25 protein-coding genes and 1 pseudogene are annotated in these 25,032 nt (G+C 71.2%); 11 read left to right on the top strand and 15 right to left on the bottom strand.

Annotated elements, in window-relative coordinates; all coding sequences use genetic code 11:
* Positions 1 to 39 precede the first annotated feature (39 nt).
* The 5 genes from AB0389_RS06865 to miaA all read right to left on the bottom strand — a co-directional run bounded on the left by AB0389_RS06865 (position 40) and on the right by miaA (position 6,397).
* Entirely contained in the window at positions 40 to 1,497 is a 1,458-nt protein-coding gene (locus AB0389_RS06865; protein ID WP_366394258.1) for a M1 family metallopeptidase, read from the bottom strand.
* A 223-nt stretch (positions 1,498 to 1,720) separates the two neighbouring features.
* Complete coding sequence (locus AB0389_RS06870) at positions 1,721 to 3,796, bottom strand: HD domain-containing protein (protein ID WP_366394259.1); 2,076 nt, start codon at positions 3,794 to 3,796, stop codon at positions 1,721 to 1,723.
* Positions 3,797 to 3,936: 140 nt separating this feature from the next.
* Positions 3,937 to 4,833 carry a diaminopimelate epimerase gene (dapF, locus tag AB0389_RS06875; protein WP_366394260.1) on the bottom strand — a complete coding sequence of 299 codons (897 nt, stop codon included), beginning with the start codon at positions 4,831 to 4,833 and terminating at the stop codon, positions 3,937 to 3,939.
* Between the two features lie 64 nt (positions 4,834 to 4,897).
* Complete coding sequence (locus AB0389_RS06880; protein WP_366394297.1) at positions 4,898 to 5,335, bottom strand: hypothetical protein; 438 nt, start codon at positions 5,333 to 5,335, stop codon at positions 4,898 to 4,900.
* Between the two features lie 123 nt (positions 5,336 to 5,458).
* Positions 5,459 to 6,397 (bottom strand): tRNA (adenosine(37)-N6)-dimethylallyltransferase MiaA, encoded by a 939-nt coding sequence (miaA, locus tag AB0389_RS06885; RefSeq protein WP_366394261.1) that lies wholly within the window; start codon positions 6,395 to 6,397, stop codon positions 5,459 to 5,461.
* A gap of 212 nt (positions 6,398 to 6,609) precedes the next feature.
* On the opposite strand from miaA, the gene AB0389_RS06890 reads away from it, so the two are divergent.
* Positions 6,610 to 6,867 (top strand): antitoxin, encoded by a 258-nt coding sequence (locus tag AB0389_RS06890; protein WP_114662654.1) that lies wholly within the window; start codon positions 6,610 to 6,612, stop codon positions 6,865 to 6,867.
* A gap of 78 nt (positions 6,868 to 6,945) precedes the next feature.
* On the opposite strand, the gene AB0389_RS06895 is transcribed toward AB0389_RS06890, so the two are convergent.
* Both AB0389_RS06895 and miaB read right to left on the bottom strand, forming a co-directional pair.
* Positions 6,946 to 7,677 (bottom strand): hypothetical protein, encoded by a 732-nt coding sequence (locus AB0389_RS06895; RefSeq protein WP_366394262.1) that lies wholly within the window; start codon positions 7,675 to 7,677, stop codon positions 6,946 to 6,948.
* 176 nt (positions 7,678 to 7,853) lie between these two features.
* On the bottom strand, positions 7,854 to 9,341 hold the full coding sequence (miaB, locus tag AB0389_RS06900) for a tRNA (N6-isopentenyl adenosine(37)-C2)-methylthiotransferase MiaB (protein WP_366394263.1): 1,488 nt from the start codon (positions 9,339 to 9,341) through the stop codon (positions 7,854 to 7,856).
* 118 nt (positions 9,342 to 9,459) lie between these two features.
* Here miaB and AB0389_RS06905 point away from each other — a divergent pair, with 118 nt between their 5' ends.
* Positions 9,460 to 10,461, top strand: a complete 1,002-nt coding sequence (locus AB0389_RS06905) for a TAXI family TRAP transporter solute-binding subunit (protein ID WP_366394264.1) — start codon at positions 9,460 to 9,462, stop codon at positions 10,459 to 10,461.
* Positions 10,462 to 10,583: 122 nt separating this feature from the next.
* Here the strand turns inward: AB0389_RS06905 and AB0389_RS06910 are convergent, their stop codons facing one another.
* Positions 10,584 to 11,981 carry a HAMP domain-containing sensor histidine kinase gene (locus AB0389_RS06910; RefSeq protein WP_366394265.1) on the bottom strand — a complete coding sequence of 466 codons (1,398 nt, stop codon included), beginning with the start codon at positions 11,979 to 11,981 and terminating at the stop codon, positions 10,584 to 10,586.
* A gap of 7 nt (positions 11,982 to 11,988) precedes the next feature.
* Entirely contained in the window at positions 11,989 to 12,702 is a 714-nt protein-coding gene (locus tag AB0389_RS06915) for a response regulator transcription factor (RefSeq protein ID WP_366394266.1), read from the bottom strand.
* A gap of 283 nt (positions 12,703 to 12,985) precedes the next feature.
* On the opposite strand from AB0389_RS06915, the gene AB0389_RS06920 reads away from it, so the two are divergent.
* From AB0389_RS06920 to AB0389_RS06955, 8 genes are all read left to right on the top strand, one after another.
* Complete coding sequence (locus AB0389_RS06920; protein ID WP_366394267.1) at positions 12,986 to 13,771, top strand: amino acid ABC transporter ATP-binding protein; 786 nt, start codon at positions 12,986 to 12,988, stop codon at positions 13,769 to 13,771.
* 194 nt (positions 13,772 to 13,965) lie between these two features.
* A complete protein-coding gene (locus AB0389_RS06925) occupies positions 13,966 to 14,796 on the top strand; it encodes a glutamate ABC transporter substrate-binding protein (protein WP_366394268.1) in 831 nt (276 codons plus the stop codon).
* 74 nt (positions 14,797 to 14,870) lie between these two features.
* Positions 14,871 to 15,545, top strand: coding sequence for an amino acid ABC transporter permease (locus AB0389_RS06930; protein WP_366394269.1), 675 nt, complete (start codon positions 14,871 to 14,873; stop codon positions 15,543 to 15,545).
* A complete protein-coding gene (locus AB0389_RS06935; RefSeq protein WP_366394270.1) occupies positions 15,542 to 16,447 on the top strand; it encodes an amino acid ABC transporter permease in 906 nt (301 codons plus the stop codon). Before AB0389_RS06930 ends, AB0389_RS06935 begins: the two co-directional genes overlap by 4 nt.
* Positions 16,448 to 16,590: 143 nt before the next feature.
* Entirely contained in the window at positions 16,591 to 18,210 is a 1,620-nt protein-coding gene (locus AB0389_RS06940) for an FAD-dependent monooxygenase (protein WP_366394271.1), read from the top strand.
* Between the two features lie 47 nt (positions 18,211 to 18,257).
* The gene (locus tag AB0389_RS06945) at positions 18,258 to 18,329 is read left to right on the top strand and encodes a putative leader peptide (protein WP_310851512.1); all 72 of its coding nucleotides are present in this window, start codon (positions 18,258 to 18,260) and stop codon (positions 18,327 to 18,329) included.
* A 76-nt stretch (positions 18,330 to 18,405) separates the two neighbouring features.
* Positions 18,406 to 18,957, top strand: coding sequence for a cysteine dioxygenase (locus AB0389_RS06950; protein ID WP_366394272.1), 552 nt, complete (start codon positions 18,406 to 18,408; stop codon positions 18,955 to 18,957).
* Entirely contained in the window at positions 18,954 to 19,349 is a 396-nt protein-coding gene (locus AB0389_RS06955; RefSeq protein WP_366394273.1) for a rhodanese-like domain-containing protein, read from the top strand. Before AB0389_RS06950 ends, AB0389_RS06955 begins: the two co-directional genes overlap by 4 nt.
* 113 nt (positions 19,350 to 19,462) lie before the next feature.
* Here AB0389_RS06955 and recX read toward each other — a convergent pair.
* From recX to AB0389_RS06975, 4 genes and pseudogenes are all read right to left on the bottom strand, one after another.
* Positions 19,463 to 20,170: pseudogene (recX, locus tag AB0389_RS06960) on the bottom strand (recombination regulator RecX); the annotation flags it as partial.
* The gene (gene recA / locus AB0389_RS06965; protein WP_366394274.1) at positions 20,053 to 21,183 is read right to left on the bottom strand and encodes a recombinase RecA; all 1,131 of its coding nucleotides are present in this window, start codon (positions 21,181 to 21,183) and stop codon (positions 20,053 to 20,055) included. The gene recA and the pseudogene recX, both read right to left, overlap by 118 nt.
* Before the next feature lie 200 nt (positions 21,184 to 21,383).
* Positions 21,384 to 22,505 (bottom strand): AI-2E family transporter, encoded by a 1,122-nt coding sequence (locus AB0389_RS06970; RefSeq protein WP_366394298.1) that lies wholly within the window; start codon positions 22,503 to 22,505, stop codon positions 21,384 to 21,386.
* 237 nt (positions 22,506 to 22,742) lie between these two features.
* Positions 22,743 to 22,937, bottom strand: a complete 195-nt coding sequence (locus AB0389_RS06975; protein ID WP_366394275.1) for a DUF3046 domain-containing protein — start codon at positions 22,935 to 22,937, stop codon at positions 22,743 to 22,745.
* A 78-nt stretch (positions 22,938 to 23,015) separates the two neighbouring features.
* On the opposite strand from AB0389_RS06975, the gene AB0389_RS06980 reads away from it, so the two are divergent.
* Positions 23,016 to 23,957, top strand: a complete 942-nt coding sequence (locus AB0389_RS06980; protein ID WP_366394276.1) for a hypothetical protein — start codon at positions 23,016 to 23,018, stop codon at positions 23,955 to 23,957.
* 6 nt (positions 23,958 to 23,963) lie between these two features.
* Here AB0389_RS06980 and AB0389_RS06985 read toward each other — a convergent pair whose 3' ends face one another.
* Positions 23,964 to 24,272 carry an AzlD domain-containing protein gene (locus AB0389_RS06985; protein WP_366394277.1) on the bottom strand — a complete coding sequence of 103 codons (309 nt, stop codon included), beginning with the start codon at positions 24,270 to 24,272 and terminating at the stop codon, positions 23,964 to 23,966.
* A complete protein-coding gene (locus AB0389_RS06990) occupies positions 24,269 to 25,015 on the bottom strand; it encodes an AzlC family ABC transporter permease (protein ID WP_366394299.1) in 747 nt (248 codons plus the stop codon). The genes AB0389_RS06985 and AB0389_RS06990 overlap by 4 nt, the downstream gene beginning before the upstream one ends.
* Between the last annotated feature and the right edge of the window lie 17 nt (positions 25,016 to 25,032).

Genomic DNA, 25,032 nt, shown 5'->3' on the forward strand with positions numbered 1-25,032 from the left:
CACCCGGGTTTCCCCCTCGGATCTGGCCGTCCTCCCGCCTCAGCGCGCGGCCGTCCGCTCGGCGGGCGCCGTGCTGCGCCAGTCCGGGTGGCCGGGCATCGGCGGGGTCTTCTTCCCGTACAGCCACGGCCCGAGGAAGTCGCCGAGAGCGCGCCCGGCGACCGCGGACGCCAGCGAGACGAAGTCCGCCGTGGTCGCCGTGGAGTCCCGGTGGTCCCGGACCCAGTCGCGCTCCAGCCGCTGGAAGGCCGTCTCACCGATCTCCTGCCGCAGGGCATAGAGGATCAGCGCGCTGCCGTCGTACACGACCGGCCGGAAGAGGCTGATCTGCTGGCCGGCGGTCGGGGGCTCGGGGGCCGCGGGGGGCCCGCCGGCCGCCCGCCATCCGTCGGACCGGCTGTAGGCGCTGCGCATCCGGTCGACCAGCGGCTTTCCGGCGTGCTCCGCCGCGTACCGCGCCTCGTACCAGGTGGCGTGTCCCTCGTTGAGCCAGAGATCGGACCACCGGTGCGGCGAGACGCTGTCGCCGAACCACTGGTGGGACAGCTCATGGACCATGACCGCGTCGACGTACCACTCGGGGTACTCGGGGCGGGTGAACAGGGCTCGCTCGAAGAGCGAGAGCGTCTGCGTCTCCAGCTCGAACCCGGTGTCGGCGCCGGCGATCAGCACTCCGTACGTCTCGAAGGGGTACGGGCCCACCTGCCGCTCCATCCACCGCAGCTGGTCCGGGGTCTTCCGCAGCCAGGGCTCCAGCAGTTCGCGGTCGGCCGCCGGCACCACGTCCCGAACGGGCAGTCCGTTCGGTCCTTCGCGGTGGACCACGGCCGAGTCGCCGATGGAGACCTGGGCCAGTTCCGTGGCCATGGGGTGGTGGGTGCGGTAGACCCAGGTCGTGTTCGCGCCGTGCCGTGTCTTCCCTTCGGGAAGACCGTTGGCGACGACGGTGAGCCGGGCCGGCGCGGTGATGCGGAAGGTGTAGTACGCCTTGTCGGCGGGGTGGTCGTTGCCCGGGAAGACCCGGTGGCCGGCGTCCGCCTGATTGGCCATCGCCAGTCCGTCGGCGGTCCGCAGCCAGCCGCCGCCCGGGCCGCTCGGGTCACTGGTGTGGTGGACGGTGATCCGGATCCGGGAGCCGGTGGCGACCGGCCTTGGCGGGGTGACCACTAGGTCCTCGTCGGCCGTGACGAACGCCGCCGCGGCGCCGTTGACCTCGACCGAGCGGACCTCGCCATGGGTGAAGTCGAGATTGATCCGGTCCAGGCGCTCGGTGGCACGGGCGTCGATCTTGGTGATGGCGTCCAGCGGCTTGGTGTTGTCACCGCCGTAGGTGAAATCGAGGTCGTACGTCAGGACGTCGTATCCGGGGTTCCCCAGATAGGGGAAGAGCGGATCGCCGATGCCGAGCGGCGCGGGCGGAGGCAGGGTCGCGGCGACCAGAGTGGCCGAGGCGACGGCCAGCAGGGCGGCGCGCAGTCGGCGGGAGGTGAGCAGCATGTGCCATCGCTACCAGCGCCCGCCCGGCACACGGCGACGGCGCGCGCCGCGCACACCCGAAAGGGGCAGGTCAGCGCGGTGCCCGCCGCCGGATGCCGGGGTGCGCGGTGTTGACGAACGCCACCGGCGCCTCAGGAACACCGCGCTCCGGCCCGGCCCACCCGGCCCGGCTCACCCGGCCCACCCGGCCCGGACCGGCCCGGACCGGCCGCCCCCGGCCCGCTCAGGCGGTCGCCGGATGCTGGGCACGGCTCACGTCGTACACCCCCGGCACGTCGCGCATCGCCCGCATCAGGCCGGGCAGCCCGGCGGCGTCGGGGAGTTCGAGCGTGTAGGTGTGCCGTACGCGCTGTTCGCTGGGGGGCTCCACGGTGGCCGCGACGATGGCGGCGCCCGCCGTCGCGATGGCCTCGGTGAGATCGGCGAGCAGCCGGGGCCGGCCGAAGGACTCGGCGTGCAACGTGACCCGGTACTCGGGCTCGTCCGCCCAGCTCACCGCGAGCGGGGTCCGGTCGAGGGCGCGCATCCGGGCCACGGCACGGCACTCGCGCCGGTGGACGGTGACCACGCCGCCGCGTACGGAGAAGCCGGTGACCGCGTCGGGCGGTACGGGCGTGCAGCAGCCGGCCAGCCGTACGGTCGCCCCCGGCAGGTCCACCACGGCGTTGGCACCGCCGCGCCGGTCGGCGCTGACCGGGACGGGCGTACGCGGCGCGGCGGCGGGCAGCCCCTCGCTCGCCGGGTGCGCGGCGAGCCAGCCGGTGATCGCGATCCGCGCGGCGGGGGTACGGGCGTGGTCGAGCCACTCGGGCGAGGGCCCCGAGGCCGTGTCCCGGTCCAGCAGGAGCTGGACGGTGTCGCCGTCCCCGAGGACGGTGCTCAGGGGCGCCAGCCGGCCGTTGACGCGCGCGCCGACACAGCCGTGCGCGGTGTCGCCGTACTGCGCGTACGCGGCGTCCACGCAGCTCGCTCCGACGGGCAGTCCGAGCATGCCGCCCTCGGCACGGAAGACGGTGATCTCGGCGTCCTGCGCCAGATCCGCCCGCAGCGTCGTCCAGAAGGTGTCCGGGTCGGTGGCGGACTGCTGCCACTCCAGGAGGCGGGAGAGCCAGCCGGGCCGGGTGGGGTCCGCTCGCTCGCCGTCCTGCGGCTCCGCGCCGTCGGCGGAGGCGTACGGATTGCCGAGCGCCACCACGCCGGCCTCGGCGACCTTGTGCATCTGGTGCGTACGGATGAGGACTTCGGCGACGGCGCCGTCCGGGCCGGCGACCGCCGTGTGCAGCGATTGGTACAGGTTGAACTTGGGCGCGGCGATGAAGTCCTTGAACTCGGAGATCACCGGGGTGAAGCAGGTGTGCAGCTCACCGAGGACCGCGTAGCAGTCGGCGTCCTCCGCGACGAGCACCAGCAGCCGTCCGAAGTCCGTGCCGCGCAGTTCGCCGCGTTTACGTCCTGACCGGTGGACGGAGACGAAGTGCCGGGGCCTGACCAGCACTTCCGCCGCGATGCCCGCCTCGCGCAGGACGCGCCTGACGTCCTCGGAGATGGCGGCGAGGGCGTCCCCGGCTGTGGCGTTGTCCGCGATGAGGGCGCGGGTGTGCGCGTACTCCTCGGGGTGGAGGATTGCGAACACCAGGTCCTCCAGCTCGGTCTTGAGCGCCTGGACGCCGAGGCGTTCGGCGAGCGGGATGAGGACGTCGCGGGTGACCTTGGCGATGCGGACCTGTTTCTCGGGACGCATCACACCCAGCGTGCGCATGTTGTGCAGCCGGTCCGCGAGTTTGATCGACATCACCCGGACATCGTTGCCGGTGGCGACGAGCATCTTGCGGAAGGTCTCGGGTTCGGCCGCGGCCCCGTAGTCGACCTTCTCCAGTTTGGTCACGCCGTCGACCAGATAGCAGACCTCCGCGCCGAACTCCGCGCGGACCTGGTCGAGCGTCACATCGGTGTCCTCGACGGTGTCGTGGAGGAGTGAGGCCGTCAGGGTCGTGGTCTCGGCGCCCAGTTCGGCGAGGATCAGGGTCACCGCGAGCGGGTGCGTGATGTACGGCTCGCCGCTCTTGCGGAACTGCCCCCGGTGCGACGCCTCCGCGAGGACGTATGCCCTGCGCAGCACGGTGAGGTCGGCGTCGGGGTGGTGTGCGCGGTGGGCGTCGGCGACATGGCCCATGGCGTCGGGCAGCCGGTCCCGGGAGGGCGGACCGAGCAGCGCGGCCCGGCCCAGTCTGCGGAGGTCGATCCTGGGAAGGCCGCGTCGGCGGCTGTGGGCACCAGGGGTGGTGGCCTCTGCACTCATGGGGGCGCCTCCGGCAGCATCGACCGGCGGTGGATGAGCGGGAACGCCCTCCGGGCCGGTGCTTGATGCTATCGACCCCGTCGCGCCGGGAAGTACCGCTCCCGCCCGGCGTGAAACGGATCACCCATTCGAGCGAGGCGCTATGCGAAGGCCGTTTCGATCCTGACCGGGTCGAAGTGCCCTTCCGCGACGATGACCGCCGGGCCGGTCATCTCGACGGAGCCGTCGGGGTGTTCCGTGATGATGAGCCGTCCGCCCGGGAGGTCGACGGTGTACGTGACGGGTACTCCGGTCACCGCGGGGTCGGTGCCGTCCCTGCGGGCGGCGGCCACGGCAACGGCGCAGGCGCCCGTACCGCAGGAGCGGGTCTCGCCCGAGCCGCGTTCGTGGACGCGCATGGCGACATGGCGCGGGCCCCGGTCCACAACGAATTCGGCGTTCACCCCGTCGGGGTAGACGGCGGCGGGGGTGACGGCCGGCTCGGTGAACAGGTTCCCGGCGTCCGCCAGGTCCGCGACGAACGCGACCGCGTGCGGATTGCCCATGCTGACGTTGCGCGCGGGCCAGGAGCGGTCGCCGACGGAGACGGTCACCTCGTCACCGGGGAGCACCGCGCGGCCCATGTGGACGGTGATGTCGCCGTCCTCGTCCTTGGGGATGTGCACCTGCTTCACCCCGCCGCGGGTCGCCACGGCGAGGTCGCCCGCCGTCACATGGCCGGCGCGCCGGAGGTACCGGGCGAAGACCCGGACGCCGTTGCCGCACATCTCGGCGACCGATCCGTCCGCGTTCCGGTAGTCCATGAACCACTCGGCCTCACCGGCCATGGCGCGCGCCTCGGGGTGGGCCGCCGAGCGGACGACGTGCAGCAGCCCGTCGCCGCCGATGCCGGCCCTGCGGTCGCAGAGGGCGGCCACGGCGCGCGGGGGCAGGGCGAGGTCGTTGTCAGGGTCGGGGACGATCACGAAGTCGTTCTCGGTCCCGTGTCCCTTGAGGAAGGCGATCGGCGCGGTCTGCGAAGTGCTCACGGGAACCATCGTACGAGCACCCGCCGACAACGCCGGTCCCGTGTTCAGCGCAGCGCCCGTCCCGGTCCCGTGTTCAGCGCAGCCGGGCGACGCGCCAGACCGCGAGGGCCACCAGGGCCGTGGCGACGGTCACGTACAGCGCGATGACGCGCCAGTCGGGGCGCTCGCCGGAGGACCGCGACGGCAGCCCCGGCCAGGTGTGGCCGACCCGGCGCGCGGCCGTCATGCCCCAGCCTGCCGCGCAGCAGCTGATCAGCAGTCCCAGCATGGCGACGACCGCGCCACCGTCCCCGGTGCCGAAGGCGAGGGGGAAGGCGAACATCAGCGAACCCATGGCGGCCAGTGCCACGATCGGGGCGAGCTGCCAGATCCGCATCCGGCGCTGCGGCCGGAGTTCGACCTCGACCTCGGGGGTCACGGTCTCTTCCTCCGGCCCGTCAGGGCTCAGGCCCGGTAGTGCTTCCGGTGTCCCCGGTGCCGTCGGTTCTCTGTCACGAGGGCCGGCCTCCATCGCCACGCGCCCTCCCAAGTCGGACTCCAGTGGTCGATCGAGCCCGTGGTCGACCGATGCTCGATGATGGCACGCCGGGGAGCGCCGCAAGGTCGCCCTGAGCGTCCCGATGCCATCACGTGATCAGGCTGTAACCGCTCGTTCGACCAACGTCAGCGCCCGCTCCGGGAGTTCCTCCCGGTGCTCGGTTCCGCCGCCCAGCCAGTGCACCCGCGAGTCCCTGCGGAACCATGAATCCTGACGGCGCGCGAAGCGTTTGGTGGCGCGTACGGTCTCGGCGCGCGCCTCCTCATCGGTGCACTCCCCGGCGAGCGCCGCCAGTACCTGCTGGTAGCCGAGGGCGCGCGAGGCGGTACGCCCCTCCCGCAGCCCACGAGCCTCCAGCGCGCGCACCTCGTCGACCAGCCCCTCGTCCCACATCCGGTCGACCCGGTGGGCGATCCGCTCGTCCAGTTCGGGGCGCGCGACGTCGACGCCGATCTGCACCGTGTCGTATACCGCGTCGTGGCCGGGGAGGTTGGCGGTGAAGGGCTTGCCGGTGATCTCGATCACCTCCAGCGCGCGGACGATCCGGCGGCCGTTGCTGGGGAGGATCGCGCGGCCCGCCGGCGGGTCCGCGGCGGACAGCCGGGCGTGCAGGGCGCCGGAGCCGCGCAGGGTCAGTTCCGCTTCGAGCCTGGCGCGCACCTCGGGGTCGGTGCCGGGGAAGTCGAGCGCGTCGATGGCGGCGCGTACGTACAGCCCGGAGCCGCCCACGAGGACGGGCGTACGGCCCTCGGCGAGCAGCCGGTCGATCTCGGCCCTCGCCCGTTTCTGGTACTCCGCGACGCTGGCGGCCTCGGTGACCTCCCAGATGTCCAGGAGGTGGTGCGGAATCCCGGCACGCTCCTCGGTCGTCAACTTGGCGGTCCCGATATCCATCCCCCGGTAGAGCTGCATGGAGTCGGCATTGACGACCTCACCGCCGAGTTGCCGGGCAAGGTGAACGCCCAGATCTGATTTGCCGGCCGCGGTGGGCCCGACGACGGCGATGACCCGCGGTGCGGTAGCTGCGCTTCTCACTGCCACAGTCTCGCAAACTTAGGGCTGCCTGCCTCAACGTTTCGCCCCGCCCGGCGCGCTTGCGATCCGTTGTCAGTTGCGAATCCGGGAGCCATGGCCGCCACGACAGCGCGCCATTTCCTCCTCGCGAGTACCCTGAGAAGTACATATGGGTGTTTTGTCGGATTTCACCCACGCGTAGGCTGTTGTTTTCCTCCGAGGGAAGGTGGCCCATGGGCTTCCTGGATTCACTGAAGGCCAAGATCGGTCCGGCCCGGGAAAAGGTCGCTGACCTCGCGCAGCAGCACGGGGGCAAGATCGAGCAGGGGCTGGACAAGGCCGCCCGTACGGTCGACGAGAAGACCAAGGGCAAGTACAGCGACAAGATCGGCACCGGAACCGACAAGGCGAAGGGTGCCCTGGGCAAGCTCGCCCACAAGGACGACGGCACCCCCAAGGACGACGGCACTCCGCCGCCGGCCACTTTCTGAAGCAGCACGGCGGCGGCAGCCGCGCGGCGCCCCACCAGCGTCCCGTGGCTGCCGCCGCCGTGTCGTGCGACGGGTCCGCTAGGACCAGACGGCCACCAGATATCCGACGCCGTACGGCGCGTCCTCGTACAGCAGCTCACCCGCCAGGCCCGCGCCCCCGGCCGCGCCCGCGAGCACCTGCCAGGGCGCCCGGCCCGCCGCCCGGAGCTCCCGGGCCAGCCCCGCGTCGAGGGCGAGCAGTCCCGGCACATCGGCCGCCGCGAGAACCCGGGCCGCTTCCGCGTCGAAGCCGGCCGCCCGTTCGTCCAGATACCCGGGAGCCTTGACCGTACGGCAGGCACTGGCGTCACCCATCACGAGCAGCGCCACCCGGTCGGACGTGGCCGCGATCTCCCGCCCGGCCGTGACACACCCCTCGGTGCCGAGCGTCTCCGCCACTCCCAGCCCCGAGACCGGCGCGGCGGCCCAGCGGACGCGTTCCAGCAGCCAGGCCCCGACGGCGAGGGAGACGGGCAGCTCGCCGCCTCCCGCGCCCGGCTCCGAAGGACCGGAGGCCGCCCGCGCGCCCAGGACGACATCGGCGGCCACCCCGAAGCCGCGGAAGGACCCGGTGGCGCCCTCGGGGTACTCCCCCTGCCCCGGCCCCTCCGCCGTCCCGACGACGACCAGCCGGTCGGGCCGGGCGGCGGCCAGCACCCCGAGCGCCTCCGCGCACGCGGCGCGCGCGGCGTCGAGTTCGGGAGCGGCGCCGGCCGCCACGGCGGGCACGAGCAGGGGCGGGCTGGGACACACAGCAGCGGATACGAGCATGATCCGCAGCCTAGTGCGGTGACCGGACGAGCAAATCAGCCCGGTTCGGGCGGGGGTGGAGTGGCGGGAGTGGAGTGGAGGAAGTGGAGTGGCGGGAGGGGCGACGCAGGAGGTACCGGCGGAGGCGGTGCCTCAACCGGCTCCGGCGCGCACGGCGACGCCCCCTCCGCCCGACGTCACTCGACCGCGCAACCCCCGGAAACGGCCGGCAGCGGAGCCGGCACCCCCACCGTGGGCAGCCCCAGCAGCACACCGGCGGGCTTCGCCGCCCCGGCCGTGTTCCGCCGCTCCCAGGCGTCGCCGGCGCGGGTGCGGCGCACCGTCGGGGCCGGGCCCTCTGCGAGCAGGTGGTGCGGCGCGGCGTAGGTGATCGTGACCGTCACCACATCGCCCGGCCGCACCTCCTCGTCCGGCTTGGTGAAGTGGACGAGCCGGTTGTCGGGCGCCCGGCCGGAGAGCCGGTGGGTGGCGCCGTCCTTGCGGCCCTCGCCCTCGGCCACCATGACATCGAGGGTCCGGCCCACCTGTGTCTTGTTCTCCGCCCAGGAGATCTCCTCCTGGAGGGCGGACAGCCGCATGTAGCGCTCCTGGACGACCTGCTTGGGGATCTGTCCGTCCATGTCGGCGGCCGGGGTGCCGGGGCGCTTGGAGTACTGGAAGGTGAACGCCTGCGCGAAGCGCGCCTCGCGCACGACCCGCATGGTCTCCTCGAAGTCCTCCTCGGTCTCACCGGGGAAGCCCACGATGATGTCGGTGGAGATGGCGGCGTGCGGGATGGCTGCGCGCACCTTGTCGATGATGCCCAGGTAGCGGTCCTGCCGGTACGAGCGGCGCATCGCCTTGAGGATCCGGTCCGAGCCGGACTGGAGCGGCATGTGGAGCTGCGGCATCACGTTCGGCGTCTCGGCCATCGCCGCGATCACGTCGTCCGTGAAGTCGCGCGGATGCGGGGAGGTGAAGCGGACGCGCTCCAGTCCCTCGATCGCGCCGCACGCGCGCAGGAGCTTGGAGAACGCCTCGCGGTCGCCCATGTCGGAGCCGTACGCGTTGACGTTCTGTCCCAGCAGCGTGATCTCGGAGACGCCCTCGGCGACCAGCGCCTCAATCTCGGCCAGGATGTCTCCGGGGCGGCGGTCCTTCTCCTTGCCGCGCAGCGCGGGGACGATACAGAACGTGCAGGTGTTGTTGCAGCCGACCGAGATGGAGACCCAGGCGGCGTAGGCGGACTCGCGGCGGGTCGGCAGCGTGGAGGGGAACGCCTCCAGCGACTCCGCGATCTCGATCTGCGCCTCCTCCTGGACCCGCGCGCGCTCCAGGAGCACCGGCAGCTTGCCGATGTTGTGCGTGCCGAAGACGACATCGACCCAGGGCGCGCGCCGCACGATGGTGTCGCGGTCCTTCTGGGCCAGACAGCCGCCGACGGCGATCTGCATACCCGGCCGCTTGGTCTTCATCGGCGCCAGCCTGCCGAGGTTGCCGTACAGCTTGTTGTCTGCGTTCTCCCGCACCGCACAGGTGTTGAAGACGACAACATCGGCGTCCCCGTCGGCGCCTTCGGGCGCGCGGACGTAGCCGGCTCCCTCCAGCAGGCCCGACAGCCGCTCGGAGTCGTGGACATTCATCTGGCACCCGTAGGTGCGCACCTCGTAAGTCTTCGCGCTCATCTCGCCCACCAGGGTACGGGGTCCGCCGGGGCCGTCGCCCGGGGATTCCCGGGGAGTACGTCGCGGCCTCCGGGCGGGCCCTGGTCATCACGGGGAGTGAGCTGACAGGATCGACCGCATGTTCACCTTTGCGGCCCGTTTCGGCCGAGTCCGCCTGCTCCAGGGCGCCGCCGCGTTCCTGGTGGTGGTCGGGTTGCTGCTGTGGTGGCTACTGCCGATCGGGGCGGCGCCCCCGAGCGGTGCGGTCGTCTTCAGTACGGGCGCGAACAACGGCGTCTATCAGCGGTACGGAACGCTGCTCAAGGACTACCTCGCGCACGATCTGCCGCTGGTGTCGGTGAGTCTTCGGAACAGCGAGGGCTCGCAGCAGAATCTGAAGCGGGTGGCGACGGGCGAGGCCCAGTTCACCATCGCCACCGCCGACGCCGTCGCCAAGTACCAGATGGACAACAAGCCGGGCGCGGACCGGCTCAGGGGCTGTGCGCGGCTGTACGACGACTATGTGCAGCTGGTCACCGCCAAGGACAAGAACATCCGCTCCGTGGCCGCCCTGAAGGGCCTGAAGGTCGGGGTGGGGCAGGACGGATCGGGGGTCCGGCTGCTGGCCGACCGGATCCTGTCTGCCGCGGCGCTCGACCCGAGGGCCGACATCACCGCGGTCCCCGCCGGCATCGACACCATGCCCGACCTGCTCGAAAAGGGAGAACTGGACGCCTTCTTCTGGTCGGGCGGGCTGCCGACCGCCGCCGTACAGACACTGTCGAAACACTTCGACATCAGCCTGGTCCCGCTGCCCCCCGCTCTGGTCAGCCAGGTCCACGCGTCCGGCGGCGCCGCCTCGCGCTACTACCGCGCCGCGGAGATGCCCGCCGATGCCTACGGAAAGGCGCAGGACAACAAGGCCGTACCGACGATCGCGGTGGCGAATCTCCTGGTCACCACGGACCGCATACCCGACCGGCTGGTGGAGGGCTTCACCAGGACGGTGATCAAGAGCCGGGACAAGATCGGCGAGAAGGTGCACCCCGCGCAGCTGGTGGACCTGCGGACCGCCATCTACACGGACCCGCTCCCGCTGCACAACGGGGCCAAGCGGTACTACCAGTCGGTCAAGCCCTGACCGGACGGAGGGGCTGGAGAGGCACCAGCACCGCATCACGTGTCACCGCGTCACCGCGTCACCGCGTCACCGCGTCACCGCGTCACCGCGTCACCGCGTCACCGCGTCACCGCGTCACCGCGTCACCGCGTCGGTAACGACCGCGGGACGTTGACAGTCACCCGCAGGCCGTGCGGTTCGCCGTGCGCGTACGCGATCGAACCGCCGCCGGCGGCGAGGAGCGCCCGGGTGATGGAGAGGCCGAGTCCGGAGCCCTTGATGTTCTGGTGACGGTTGCTGCGCCAGAAGCGGTCGCCGATACGGTCGATCTCGTCGTCGGCGAGCCCGGGACCGCCGTCGTTGACGACGATCGTGGCGGTCTCGCCCTCGCGGCCGACCGTGACCGTGACCTCTTCGCCCGCCGGAGTGAACTTCAGGGCGTTGTCGATCACCGCGTCCAGGGCGCTGGAGAGCGCGATGGGGTCAGCCCAGGCCGTGACGGCGGCGCCGCGCTCGGTCAGTGCGACGCCCTTCTCCTCGGCGAGGGCCCGCCAGGCCGCGACCCGCTCCGCCGCCACCTCGCCGATGTCGGTGAGCCGCAGGTCGGCGGCGGTGTGCTCGGCCAGCGCCAGCCCGAGCAGGTCGTCGAGGACTTGGGCCAGCCGTCTCCCCTCGGTACGTACGGCGGCGATCTCCTCGTTCCCGTCGGGCAGTTCCAGGCCGAGCAGCTCGATGCGGAGCAGCAGCGCCGCGAGCGGATTGCGCAGTTGGTGGGAGGCGTCGGCGACAAAGGCGCGCTGCTGCTCCAGCACGTTCTCGACGTTGTCGGCCATCTCGTTGAACGAACCGGCCAGCCTGCGCAGTTCCGGCGGGCCGCCGGCCGCCGCGACGCGGGACTTCATCCGGCCCGTGGCGATGTCGTGGGTGACCGCGTCCAGCACCCGTACCGGCCGGAGCACCCAGCCCGTCAGCCGGACCGCCGCGCCGACGGCGACCAGCATGGCCACCGCCTCTCCCGCGGCGATGAGGAGCCAGCCCTTCAGGATGCGGGAGCGCATCTGTCCGGTCGGCGAGTCGGTCACCACGACCGCGACGACGTCTCCGTCCCGTACGACGGGCGAGTCGACGATGAGCCGGCCCCGCTGCCAGGGCCAGACCTGCTCCGGATCGCCGCTGCGGCGGCCCAGCAGGGCCTCTCTGAAGGACTTGAGTCCCTGCCCCGCCTTGGGCACCCCCCAGTTCTCCGGGGCGCGGGCCATCGCCTCGCCGTCCCGGTAGAAGACGCCGGCGTAGATTCCGTACACCTCGTAGTACCGGCTGAGTTCCTCCTCCAGCAGATCGCGGCGTTCCTCGGTGGCCGTGCCCGTGCGGTCCTCCGTGACGAACTGGGCGAGGGCCGCCATGCGCGCCGTGTCGTCGATCCGGTCGACGACGACCTTCTGCTGCTGTGCTGCGGCGAGGCTGATGGCGAGCGGAAACCCCAGTGCGAGGAGTACGCCCGCCATGAGGACGATCAGCAGGGGCAGCAGTCGGCTACTCACGGGGCGATTACTGCCCCCGGGGCGCGGCCGGGACGACGAGCCGGTAGCCGACTCCCCGGACGGTCTCGATCAGCGCGGGCATGCCCAGCTTGCCGCGCAGGGACGCGACATGGACCTCGAGCGTGCGCCCGGTGCCCTCCCAGCTGGTGCGCCACACCTCGCTGATGATCTGTTCCCGGCCGAAAACGACGCCGGGGCGCTGGGCGAGCAGGGCCAGCAGGTCGAACTCCTTGCGGGTGAGCTGGACGGCCACACCGTCCACGCTGACGCGTCTGGTGGGCAGTTCGAGGGTGAGGCGTCCCAGCCGCTGGGCCGTCTCGGGACCGGGCCCCGGTTCGTCCGGGCCTGTCGTACGCCGGCTGACGGCGTGGATACGGGCGAGCAGTTCACCGGTGTCGTACGGCTTGACGACATAGTCGTCCGCCCCGAGGTTGAGTCCGTGGATCCGGGATCTGACATCGGCGCGCGCCGTCACCATGATGACCGGAGTCGTGGTGATCTTCCGGATCTTGCCACAGACCTGGTAGCCGTCCTGGTCGGGCAGCCCGAGGTCGAGCAGCACCACTCCGAACGGCGGCTTGCCGACGTTGGCGGCCGGCAGCAGCGCCTTGAGCGCCTCCTCCCCGTTCCTGGCGTGGACCACCTTGAATCCATGCTTGGCGAGCACGGCCGACAGGGCGGCGGCGACATGGTTGTCGTCCTCCACGAGCAGCAGTCTCACGGGCCCCCTTAGCGGTCAGTAACGGCATAAGCCCGCGATCAATAAGGTCGCGGTCAATAAGTACGTACCTGGCATCCACGCCGATGGCGCGGTGCCAGTCAAGAGTCTCCCCGTTACGTCGCGGTTTCCGTTACCCACCCGGTACTCCCCGCACCGCCTCCCTTACGCGCAGTGTCCAGCTGCGACCGGATCGTTATGCTCAATTTCAGCTCAGATGTAATGACGCTGATCGCAGCGCGTGACTATGGTCCTCTCCAACCGAGGAGGACGGAGCAAAAAGCCGATGAGCGGAGTGTCAGCGACCAAGGACACCGGGGACGCCGTACCGGCGACGGGCGACCTGGTCGTACTGAGCAACGTGAACAAGCACTTCGGCGCGCTGCATGTGCTCCAGGACATCGATCTGACCATCGCCCGTGGCGAGGTCGTGGTCGTCATCGGGCCCTCCGGGTCCGGCAAGTCCACACTGTGCCGCACCATCAACCGCCTGGAGACGATCGATTCGGGCGTGATCACAATCGACGGGAAGCCGCTGCCCGACGAGGGCAGGGAACTGGCCAGGCTGCGCGCCGATGTCGGCATGGTCTTCCAGTCGTTCAACCTCTTCGCACACAAGACGGTGCTGGAGAACGTCATGCTGGGCCAGCTCAAGGTCCGCAAGACGGAGAAGAAGGACGCCGAGGACAAGGCGCGTTCACTGCTCGACCGGGTGGGCGTCGGCTCGCAGGCCGACAAGTACCCGGCCCAGCTCTCCGGTGGTCAGCAGCAGCGCGTCGCCATCGCGCGGGCGCTGGCGATGGGCCCGAAGGTCATGCTCTTCGACGAGCCGACCTCCGCGCTCGACCCCGAGATGATCAACGAAGTGCTGGAAGTCATGCAGCAACTGGCGCGCGAGGGCATGACGATGGTGGTCGTCACGCACGAGATGGGCTTCGCCCGCTCCGCCGCGAACCGGGTCGTCTTCATGGCGGACGGCCGCATCGTCGAAGAGGCGTCGCCCGACGAGTTCTTCAGCAATCCGCGCAGCGACCGTGCCAAGGACTTCCTGTCGAAGATCCTGCACCACTGATCCCGCACGGCTGATCCCGCACAACGCAGTTCCCGTACAGCTCAGTTCCCGTACAGCTCAGTTCCGCGCTGCCGGTCTCAAGCCGTCGGCAGCGTCCACGGCTCTGCTCACGGCTGTCTTTAGCAGCTCTTCTTACGGCTCCACCGAGTTCGGCAGAACCTGTTCGTTCACGTCTCACCGAGGGAAGTTCACGCATGAAGCTTCAGAAGGCAAGCGCGGCGGCAGCCGGCGCTCTGGTCCTCGCCCTGACCGCCACCGCCTGCGGCGGCGACAGCAATGACGACAGCAGTGGCAGCGGCGGCGGCAAGATCACCATCGGCATCAAGACCGACCAGCCGGGTATCGGCCTGCTGAAGCCGGACGGCACCTACGCGGGCTTCGACGTGGACGTCGCGACCTACGTCGCCAAGGAACTCGGCTACGACGCGAAGAACATCGTCTGGAAAAAGGCCCCCAGCGCCGAGCGCGAGAACCTGATCGCCAACGGTGACGTGAAGTTCGTCGCCGCCAGCTACACGATCAACGACGAGCGCAAGAAGAAGGTCGACTTCGCGGGCCCGTACCTCCTCGCCCACCAGGACCTGCTGGTCCGCGCGGACGACACCTCGATCACCAAGGTCGAGGACCTGAACTCGAAGAAGCTCTGTTCGGTCACCGGCTCGACGTCCGCGCAGAACGTCAAGGACAAGCTCGCCCCCAAGGCGGACCTCCAGGAGTTCGGCGGCTACTCCGAGTGCCTGACCGGCCTGGAGAACAAGGCCGTTGACGCCCTGACCACGGACGACTCCATCCTCGCCGGCTTCGCCGCGCAGAAGGAGCTCCAGGGCAAGTTCAAGCTCGTCGGTCTCAAGCTCAGCGACGAGCCCTACGGCATCGGCCTCAAGAAGGGCGACACCGAGCTGAAGACGAAGATCAACGACGCGCTCAAGAAGATGGTCTCGGACGGTTCCTGGGAGAAGGCCGTGAAGGCCAACTTCGGCCCGGCGAACTACAAGAACGAGCCCGCCCCGCAGATCGCCGACTGAGACCGCAGTGACGCGCCGCCGGCCGGTCCGGCGGCGCGTACCGACCAGCCAACCAGGGGAGAGCGCGGGGCATCGTGTTCGACTTTCTTGATTCCGGGCAGTACGACCTGTTCGGCGCCTTCTGGGTGACGGTGCAGCTCACCCTCTACTCCGCGGCCGGTTCCCTCATATGGGGAACGCTGCTCGCCGGGATGCGGGTCAGTCCCGTACCCCTCCTGCGTACCTTCGGTACGGGGTACGTCAACGTCGTCCGCAACACCCCGCTGACCTTGATTCTGGTCGGCTGTTCACTGGGGCTCTACCAGACCCTCGGGATCACGCTCGCCGGCGGGGACTCCAAGTCCATCGGCTTCCGGCTCGCCGTCCTGGGACTGACCGCCTACACCGGCACGTTCATCTGCGAAGCGCTCCGCTCCGGCATCAACACCGTGCCGGTGGGTCAGGCCGAGGCCGCCCGTGCGCTCGGCCTGAGCTTCCGTCAGGTCCTGACGCTGATCGTGCTGCCGCAGGCGTTCCGCGCCGTCGTGGCGCCGCTGGCCAACGTACTGATCGCGCTGACCAAGAACACCACTGTGGCCTCGGCCATCGGCGTGGCGGAGGCATCGGCGTTGATGAAGACCATGATCGAGAATGAATCCAGCGCGCTCTTCGCGGTCTTCGCGCTCTTCGCCCTCGGATTCATCCTCCTCACCCTTCCCACCGGTCTGCTTCTGGGCTGGGTCAGCAAGCGAGTGGCGGTGAAGCGATGAGTACGACGTCCGTTCTGTACGACGCCCCCGGGAAACGCGCCAAGCGACGCAATGTGATCTACACGGTCGTCGCTCTGGTCGTCTTCGCCCTGGCGGCCTGGTGGGCGCTGGCCATAATGGCCGACAAGGACCAGTTGACGGCCGAGAAGTGGAGTCCTTTCGTCAAGGACTCCAGAATATGGACCACCTATCTGCTGCCCGGCATCGGCGAGACGCTCAAGGCGGCGGCCCTGTCCATCGTGATCGCCCTGCCGCTCGGCGCGCTCCTCGGCATCGGCAGGCTCTCCGACCACGCCTGGGTACGGGTGCCGGTCGGCGTGGTCGTCGAGTTCTTCCGGGCGATCCCGGTCCTGCTCCTGATGATCTTCTCGTACCGGCTGTACGTGGAGTTCGCCAACGTCTCGTCGGACGTGCGCCCGCTCTACGCGGTGGTCACCGGACTGGTGCTCTACAACGCCTCGGTCATCGCCGAGGTCGTCCGCGCCGGGATCCTCACCCTGCCCCGCGGCCAGACCGACGCCGCGAAGGCGATCGGTATGCGCAAGGGCCAGACCATGTCGTACGTCCTGCTGCCGCAGGCGGTCACGGCGATGCTGCCGGCCCTCGTCAGCCAGCTGGTCGTGATCGTCAAGGACACCGCGCTGGGCGGCGCGGTGCTGGGATTCGCCGATCTGCTCTCGCAGAAGGAGACGATCCCCGCCAACTACGGCGCGAACACCATCGCGACGCTGGTTGTCATCGGCCTCATCTACATCGCGCTGAACTTCGCGCTCACCAGCTTCGCCGGCTGGCTGGAGAAGCGGCTGCGGCGTGCCACCAAGAGCACCGGCGCGGTGCTCGGTGCCAATGACGCGCATCAGGCCAATGCTCAGGGACATGCCACGAACGAAAGCGGCATCTGAGGCCGGTGGGACTGGGGGTGTACGCGCCGCGCGGACCGTCGCTTGACGCGGGCACCCCCAGTGGGTTGCATACGTTCTGTGATCACGCACCGGGCTCCTACCGCCCTTGACCGTATGACCGCACGGGCCGCGGAGGTCGCGCCGTGGACCCGGTGATCGTTGTCGGCGCGGGCCCGGTGGGGCTCGCGCTGGCCCTGGCCCTCGCCGCGCAGGACGTCCCCTCCGTCGTACTGGACGAAGGGGACGGTTCGGACGATCCCCGTCCGGCCCGTACGGCCATACTGCGCTCCGACACCGCCGAACTGGTGGCCCGGCTCGGCTGCACCACCCTCGGTGACGAGGGGGCCCGCTGGGTCGGCTGGCGTCTGATGCGGCGCAAGCAACTGATGCGCGAGCTGGCCCTCGACGAGCCGGGCGGCGGGACCCCCGCGCCTCTCCACATCCCGCAGCACGCGCTGACGCGCGGACTGCGGGACGCCGTCGCCGGGCAGGACCTGGTCCGTCTGGTCACCGGCAGCCGGCTCGACGCGCTGGAGCAGGACGGCCGTGGGATCACGGCGCACACCCGCGGGCCCGGAGCACGCCGCTGGCGCGGCAGCCACCTGGTGGGCTGCGACGGCGCGAGATCCACCGTCCGCAAGCTGCTGGGCATCCGCTTCCCGGGGCGTACGGCGGTGGAACGGCACGCCGTGGCCGCGCTCCGCGCCGATCTCCCCTGGCCCGACGAGGCCCTGGTGCACCGGCAGCCGCCCTGGCGCGGCGGCGGCGAGGAGGTCTCCGCCAGGCCGCTCGCGGACGGAGTGTGGCGGCTCGACTGGCTGCTGCCCTCCCGTGGCGAGTTGGTGACGCCCGACGCGCTGGTGGCGCGCTTAAGGGACACGCTGGCCGGCTGGTGCGGGGAGACCCCGCCGTACGAACTGATCGACACGGGCGTCTACACGCTGCACCACCGGCTCGCCAGGCGGTGGCGCGCGGGCCGGGCGTTCCTGGCCGGGGACGCGGCCCATCTGCTGGGCGCGGTGGGGACCCAGGGGCTCGACGAAGGGCTGCGGGACGTCGGCAACCTCTCCTGGAAACTGGCCGTGGACTGGCATCACGGCGCCTCCGAGACGCTGCTGGACAGCTACCAGGCGGAGCGGCGCACGGCGGTCGCCGCGCGGCTGCGGGCGGCGGACCAGTCGCTGCCGATACTGCGGGGCGGCGGACTGCGGACCTATCTGCCGGGAGCCGCGCGCGGGCACGACGCCCTGCTCGCGGACGGGCATCTGGGGCACGGACCATTGGGAGCACCGCCGTCCTATCCGCACTCCCCCCTCACACCTCTTCGCGCCGAGGCGCAGACGGCGGTGAGTACGCCCCCCGGCGGGCCGGTCGTCGACGTACGGGTCACGGCGCCCGACGGCACGACGGTACGGCTGGGCGACCGGCTCGGGCGCGGCCGGCTGCTGGTGCTTCTGGTCGCGCCGGGCACCGGGGTGTGGGACCGGCGGCACTGGCTGACCGCGGGGGTGATGCCGCGGCTGGCCGCGGCGGTGACGTCTCTGCCGGTGCGGGCCGAACTGCTGGTCACGGAGGCGTATCCGGGGGCTTCCGCGCACAGTGTGCTGCTGGTGCGGCCGGACGGGCATCTGGTGGCGGCTTTCGGTGGAGTGCGCCCCTCGGACCTCTACGCGGCGGCCGACACGGCGCGCGGAGGCGCTCCGTCCGCCGGGTCGGAGGAGTCGGAGGAGCCCGCGCCGGACCGCACCGCGAACGTCAATTGACCGTCGTCGGCTCGCGTGGTGTACTCCAAAACGTGACCGACACCGATGTGCGCCTGTGGCGGAGGGTCCATATGGACCTGCTCCGCTATGCGGGCTGCGTCTGTCGCCCGTCCTGCTGATTCGCCCTTCTCCCCCTGTGCCCGCCGCGTCGTACCGCGGCGATCGCACGCTCGCGAACTTCTCAGGACGGTCACGATGTCTGTTCCCGTACGTATTTCCGCGCCGTCCGGCGCGGCCCCGGGGCCCGCGGTCTTCGGGCCCACCCCCGCCGAGCTGCTCGACTTCGTCCGCAGGACGGTCACCGACGGCGCGCTCATCGCCTCGCTTCCCCTCGACCCGGAAGGCAGGACCTGGATCCGGCTCGACGGTCCGGCGGGCAGCGAGGCATGGCTGATCGGCTGGCCGCCCGGCACGGGCACCGGCTGGCACGATCACGGCGGCTCGCACGGCGCCTTCGCCACGGCGTCGGGCGCGCTGAAGGAGGACTCGCTGGCGGCCCGGCTGCCCACCGAGGGATGGAAGACGCTGGAGCTGGCCGAGGGCGTCGACCGCGAGCGCCGGCTGGCGGCGGGCGAGGGCCGGGCGTTCGGCCGCCACCATGTGCACGAGGTGCGCAACGAGTCCGGGTCCGAGCACGCGGTCTCCGTCCACGCGTACTACCCGCCGCTGCCGCTGATGCGGCGCTACAGCCGTACGGGCGCGGTGCTGAGGCTCGAACAGGTCGAACGGCCCGAGGAGTGGCAGTGAGCGACGGCACGGAACCGGTGGGCATCGACGAGCTGCTGGAGCGGGTACGCGCGGACCTGGACCGCGTGGACCCGCGCGAGGCCCACGAGGCCGCCGCCGACGGCGCGCTGCTGGTGGACATCCGGTACGCCGCGCTGCGGGACCGCGACGGGCTCATCCCGGGCGCGCTGGTCGTCGAGCGCAACGAGCTGGAGTGGCGGCTCGATCCGCAGGGCAGTCACCGCGCCCCCGAGGCCACGGACCATGGGCTGCGGGTGATCGTGGTCTGCAACGAGGGGTACGCGTCGAGCCTCGCCGCGGCGTCCCTGCGCCGGCTGGGTCTCCGGCGCGCGACCGACCTGGTGGGCGGCTTCCAGGCCTGGCGGGCGGCGGGCCTGCCGGTCTCCCGGTAGCGGGTACGAGCGGCCGGTTCGGGCCGGGCACCGGCCGGACGCCGGCCGGACGCCCATGGCGGCCCGGCCGGACGAGGGCCCCGTTCTGTCCTGTTCTCCCCCGAGGGACAGGCCTAGAAGAAGCCCTCGCCCAGCCCTTCGGTGTCCTCCCCCTCCTCCTCCAGCGCCTGCCTGACCACGCGGAGCGCCATGCCCTCGGAGTAGCCCTTGCGGGCCAGCATCCCCGCGAGCCGGCGCAGCCGCCTGTCACGCTCCAGACCGCGGGTGGCACGGAGCTTGCGGGCGATCAGCTCGCGGGCGGTCGCCTCCTCCCGGTCCGCGTCGAGCTGTCCGACCGCGTCGTCGATCAGGGCGGCGTCCACGCCCTTCGTCCGCAGTTCCCGGGCGAGGGCGCGCCGGGCGAGGCCCCTGCCGTGATGCCGGGACTCCACCCAGGCGTCCGCGAACGCCGCGTCGTTGATCAGCCCCACGTCCTCGAAGCGGGAGAGCACCTCCTCCGCGATGTCCTCGGGGATCTCCCGCTTCTTCAGCGCGTCCGCCAGTTGTCTGCGGGTACGCGGGGTACCGGTGAGCAGGCGCAGGCAGATCGCCCGCGCCCGCTCCGCCGGATCCTGGGACGGCAGCTCCTGCTCGGCCCTCGACGAGCCGGAGCTGCCGTCCGGCCTTTCCGTCCGCCGCCTCTTCGCATAAGGCACGGTCCGGACTAACTCTTGGCCGTCGCCGCCTTGGCCGCCGACTTGGCCTTGGCGGCGGGAGCGGGCACCGCCTTCGGCGAGTCGTCGGCCGGGGCGGGACCGCCTGCCGCGGCGGCGCCGGCCTCGACCGTCTGCGCGTCCGGCCGTACACCGATGCCCAGCTTCTCCAGGATCTTCTTCTCGATCTCGTTGGCGAGATCGGGGTTGTCCTTGAGGAAGTTGCGGGAGTTCTCCTTGCCCTGGCCGAGCTGGTCGCCCTCGTACGTGTACCAGGCGCCCGCCTTGCGGACGAAGCCGTGCTCCACTCCCATGTCGATCAGCCCGCCCTCCCGGCTGATGCCCTGGCCGTAGAGGATGTCGAACTCGGCCTGCTTGAAGGGCGGCGCGACCTTGTTCTTGACGACCTTCACGCGGGTGCGGTTGCCGACGGCGTCGGTGCCGTCCTTCAGCGTCTCGATACGCCGGATGTCGAGGCGCACCGAGGCGTAGAACTTGAGCGCCCGGCCACCGGTCGTGGTCTCCGGCGAGCCGAACATCACGCCGATCTTCTCGCGGAGCTGGTTGATGAAGATCGCGGTGGTCTTGGACTGGTTGAGCGCGCTGGTGATCTTCCGGAGCGCCTGGCTCATCAGCCGCGCCTGGAGACCGACGTGCGAGTCGCCCATCTCGCCCTCGATCTCCGCGCGCGGCACCAGGGCCGCGACGGAGTCGATGACGATGAGGTCGAGCGCCCCGGAGCGGACCAGCATGTCCACGATTTCGAGCGCCTGCTCACCGTTGTCCGGCTGGGACAGCAGGAGGTTGTCGATGTCGACACCGAGCTTCTTCGCGTACTCGGGGTCGAGGGCGTGCTCGGCGTCCACGAAGGCCACCGAACCACCGAGCCGCTGCGCGTTCGCCACCGCGTGCAGCGTCAGGGTCGTCTTGCCGGAGGACTCCGGTCCGTACACCTCCACCACGCGGCCGCGCGGGAGGCCTCCGACGCCGAGCGCGACGTCGAGCGCGGTAGACCCGGTGGGGATGACCTCGATGGGCTCGTTCGGCCGGTCACCGAGGCGCATCACCGCGCCCTTCCCGAATTGCCGTTCAATCTGTGCGAGAGCGGCGTCCAGCGCCTTCTCGCGGTCGGTTCCTGCCATGGGTTCCACCCGATTTGCTTGAGTCGATCGTTTCACGTCAACGACGCTATCCCCTGCCACTGACAATGGGCCCCGACGCCCTCCCGGCCTGTGGAAAACTCGGCCGGTCCGATCCCACCGGACACGCCATCACACGCCGCACCGACCGGCTCGGGGAAACACCGCCCGCCCCCCATGAGAATGGATGTTCGATTTCAGTGTCAAGCACGCTCCCGGCGCAGCGCGTGTCGCAGCCACCCCACGAACGGGCCGCCCCCGCCGGCCCCGCGGCCCCCGCCCCGTACCCGCGGCTCGTCCAGCACGTCGTACCGCTTCACGTACGCCCCTAGGAATGCCTGCAAGGTGGCGACCGCCGGAATCGCGATCAGCGCGCCGACCGCGCCCAGTAGTGCCGTCCCCGCGATGACCGAGCCGAAGGCCACGGCCGGATGGATGTCGACGGTCCTGGCGGTGAGCTTCGGCTGGAGCATGTAGTTCTCGAACTGCTGGTAGACCACGACGAATCCGAGTACCCACAGCGCGTACCAGGGATCCACGGTGAAGGCGATCAGCATCGGCAGGGCGCCCGCCAGATAGGTGCCGATCGTCGGGATGAACTGGGAGACGAGCCCCACCCACACCGCGAGCGCCGGCGCGTACGGCACGTCCAGGACCTCCAGCATGATGTAGTGCGCCACGCCGGAGACGAGCGCCATCAGGCCCCGCGAGTAGAGATAGCCGCCCGTCTTGGCGACCGCGATCTCCCAGGCGCGCAGCACCTCGGCCTGCCTGGCCGGCGGGAGCACGGAGCAGAGCCCGCGCCGCAGCCGGGGGCCGTCCGCCGCGAAGTAGAACGAGAACAGGAAGATCGTCAGCAGCCGGAACAGCCCGCCCAGGAGGGTGGTGGAGATGTCGAGGACCCCGGTCGCGCTGTTCTGCACGTACTTCTGCAGCCAGTCGGAGTGCAGCAGGCTGTCCTGGACGGCGACCCTGGACAGCTCCGTATGGAAGGTCTGGTTGATCCAGTTGATCACCGAGTCGAGGTACTGGGGGAAGGACTCGACGATGTCGATGATCTGACCGGCCAGTATCGAGCCGAGCATCACGACAAACCCGGCGCTCGTGATCAGCACCGCGAAGAAGACGAGAAAAGTGGCGAGTCCACGCCGCATACCGCGGGCCGCCATCCGGCCGACGGCGGGCTCGACCGCCAGCGCCAGGAAGAAGGCGATCAGCACATTGATCAGCAGCCCGACAAGCTGGTGGAACGCCCAGCTGCCCAGCTGGAAGCAGCCGACGAGCGCCAGCGCGAGGACCATGGCGCGCGGCAGCCAGCCGGGCATCCGGCCGTGCCCACCGGCCGCACCGGAACTCGGTGGGGACGGCTCCGGTGGGGACGGCTCCGCCGCCGACAGCCCGGGAGACGTGGCCTGTGCTGCGGTCGCGGTCGCGGGAGAACTCGGCGAGGGGATCGGCGGTTGCCCGCCCGATGCGGTGTTGTCAGTCGCTGCCACGGATCCAGTCTGGCCTACCGCTGTGACACCGGTCCGCCCCGGACGGACCGGCCCGCCGCGGGCATGTCAGCGTTTCTCGGCCGGAACCCCCATGGCCGCGCAGACCGCGCGCCACACGTCCTTCGCCTCCCAGCCGGAGTCGAGTGCCTGGTGCACCGTACGGCCGCCCAGTTCGGCCATCACATGGTCACGGGCGAAGGATTCGGCGTAGGCGGCGCCGAAGTGGTCCGCCATCCGCTCCCAGAAAATCGTCAACCGCATGCCCTCAGTATCGCGCCCCGGAGTGCAGCCCGGCCCGTACCCCCTCGCTCGCCGTCCGCCGCGGCCTACGGTCGGACCATGGCTGGCACCGCAGGATCCCCCGCGTCCCCCCTCGCCCGCGCCGAGCGGTTCATCTGGCTGACGGCGCGTGTCCTCGAACAGCGACGGTTCGCCTACCACTTCCTCGACCGTGGAGAGGGCCCGGACCGCGGAAGAGAGGCGGTCGAGACGGCGCTCGCCTCGTACCGCGAGCAGGACGGCGGGTACGGGCACGGGCTCGAACCCGATCTGCGCGGCCCCGTCAGCCAGCCGCTCCACACGGCCCACGCGCTGCGCGTCCTCGACTCCCTCGGCCGCTGCTACGGGCCGCGGACCGAGCTGATCTGCCGCTATCTCACCGCGGTGTCGACACCCGAGGGCGCGCTGCCCGCCATCCATCCCTCACTGCGCGGCTATCCGCACGCGCCCTTCCTCCCGGTCGTCGACGACCCGCCGGGCGATCTGCTGACGACCGGCCCGGTGGTCGGACTGCTGCATCGCAACGATGTGTGGCACGCCTGGCTGTTCCGCGCCACCGACTTCTGCTGGGCCGCCGTCGAAGCGCTGGAGGACTCGCACCCGTACGAAATGGAAGCCGCGGTCGCCTTCCTGGACGGCGTCCCCGACCGTGCCAGGGCCGAGGCGGCGGCGGACAGGATCGGCCGGCTGGTACGGGAGCGGGGGCTGGTCGTGCTCGATCCGGAGCGCCGGTCGGCGTACCCCGTGTCCCCGGGGTACGCGCCGGACGAGCACCACTTCCCGCACGACTACGCGCGCGTGCCGCGGTCCCTGGCCCGCCGCTGGTTCACGGACGAGGAGATGGCGCGGTCGCTCGACTTCCTCGCCGGCCGGCAGCGGGAGGACGGCGGCTGGCCGGTGACCTGGCGCGCGTGGGCGCCGGGTCCCGTACAGGAGTCGCGGCCGATCGTGACCATCGAGGCCCTGCGGACCCTGCGGGCGTACGGCCGCGCCATCGGCTGACCCGGGTCAGCCGCCGAGCGCCCGGACGCCCGCGGTGACCACCACGGCAGCCCCCACGACCACCAGGAAGGGCGCGCGCAGGACCAGCGCGAGGGCCGCCGCCGCGAGCCCGGCCCCCCGGGCGTCCAGCACCAGCGCGCCCTGGTCGCTGAAGGTCTGCTGCGCGGTCAGCGCGGCGAGCAGCGCGACGGGCAGCAGCGCCGACAGCCGCTGGACGAGCGGGCGCTCCAGTGCCGCGGCGGGTACGAGCAGCCCCAGCAGCTTGACGAGATAGCAGCCGACCGCGGTCGCGCCGATGGCGATCCAGATGGTCAACGGTCCACTCCCTTCCCGCTCGTCGCGCGCCGCCGGCCTTCGCACCAGAGGACGGCGGGCGCGGCCAGAGCCGCGACGAGCACCGGTACCCCGGCGGGCAGCACCGGCAGGAACCCGAGTCCCAGGACGACCGCGAGGCCCGCGACCGTCCGCTCGGTGGCCGTACGGAGCATGGGCGCGAGCAGGGCGAGGAAGACCGCGGGACCCGCCGCGTCGAGGCCCCACGCGGCGGTGTCGCCCAGCGCTTCCGCGCCCAGGGCCCCGGCGAGGGTGGTGAGGTTCCAGAGCGTGTAGAGCGTGAGCCCGGTGACCGTGAAGCCGATCCGGGCGGCGCGCCGGGAGGGCTGCGCCAGGGCGACGGCCGTGGTCTCGTCGATCACCCACTGGGCGGCCAGCGGGCGCACGGGCCCCGGCAGCCGCAGCAGTTGGGACAGGCGCAGTCCGTAGAACGCGTTGCGCACGCCCAGGAAGAACGCTCCGGCGGCGGCGGTGAGCGGGTTGCCGCCCGCGGCGAGCGCGCCGACGAGCGCGAACTGCGAGGCTCCGGTGAAGACCAGCAGGCTGAGCGCGCAGGTCTGCCCCACAGAGAGACCGGCGCCCGCAGAGGTGACCCCGAAGGCGAAGCCGGAGAGCCCGACGGCGATGCCGACCCCCAGCGCGTCGCGTACGACGGCGGAGTCGGGCTTGGCCCCCGGGGCGGGCGGAGTTCCGGGCGCGCTCGCGCCCTGACTGTCTTCCGGCATGCCCGCCGAAGCGGACG

Origin of the sequence: Streptomyces sp. NPDC093109, assembly GCF_040701725.1 — a bacterium.
Lineage (GTDB): Bacteria > Actinomycetota > Actinomycetes > Streptomycetales > Streptomycetaceae > Streptomyces.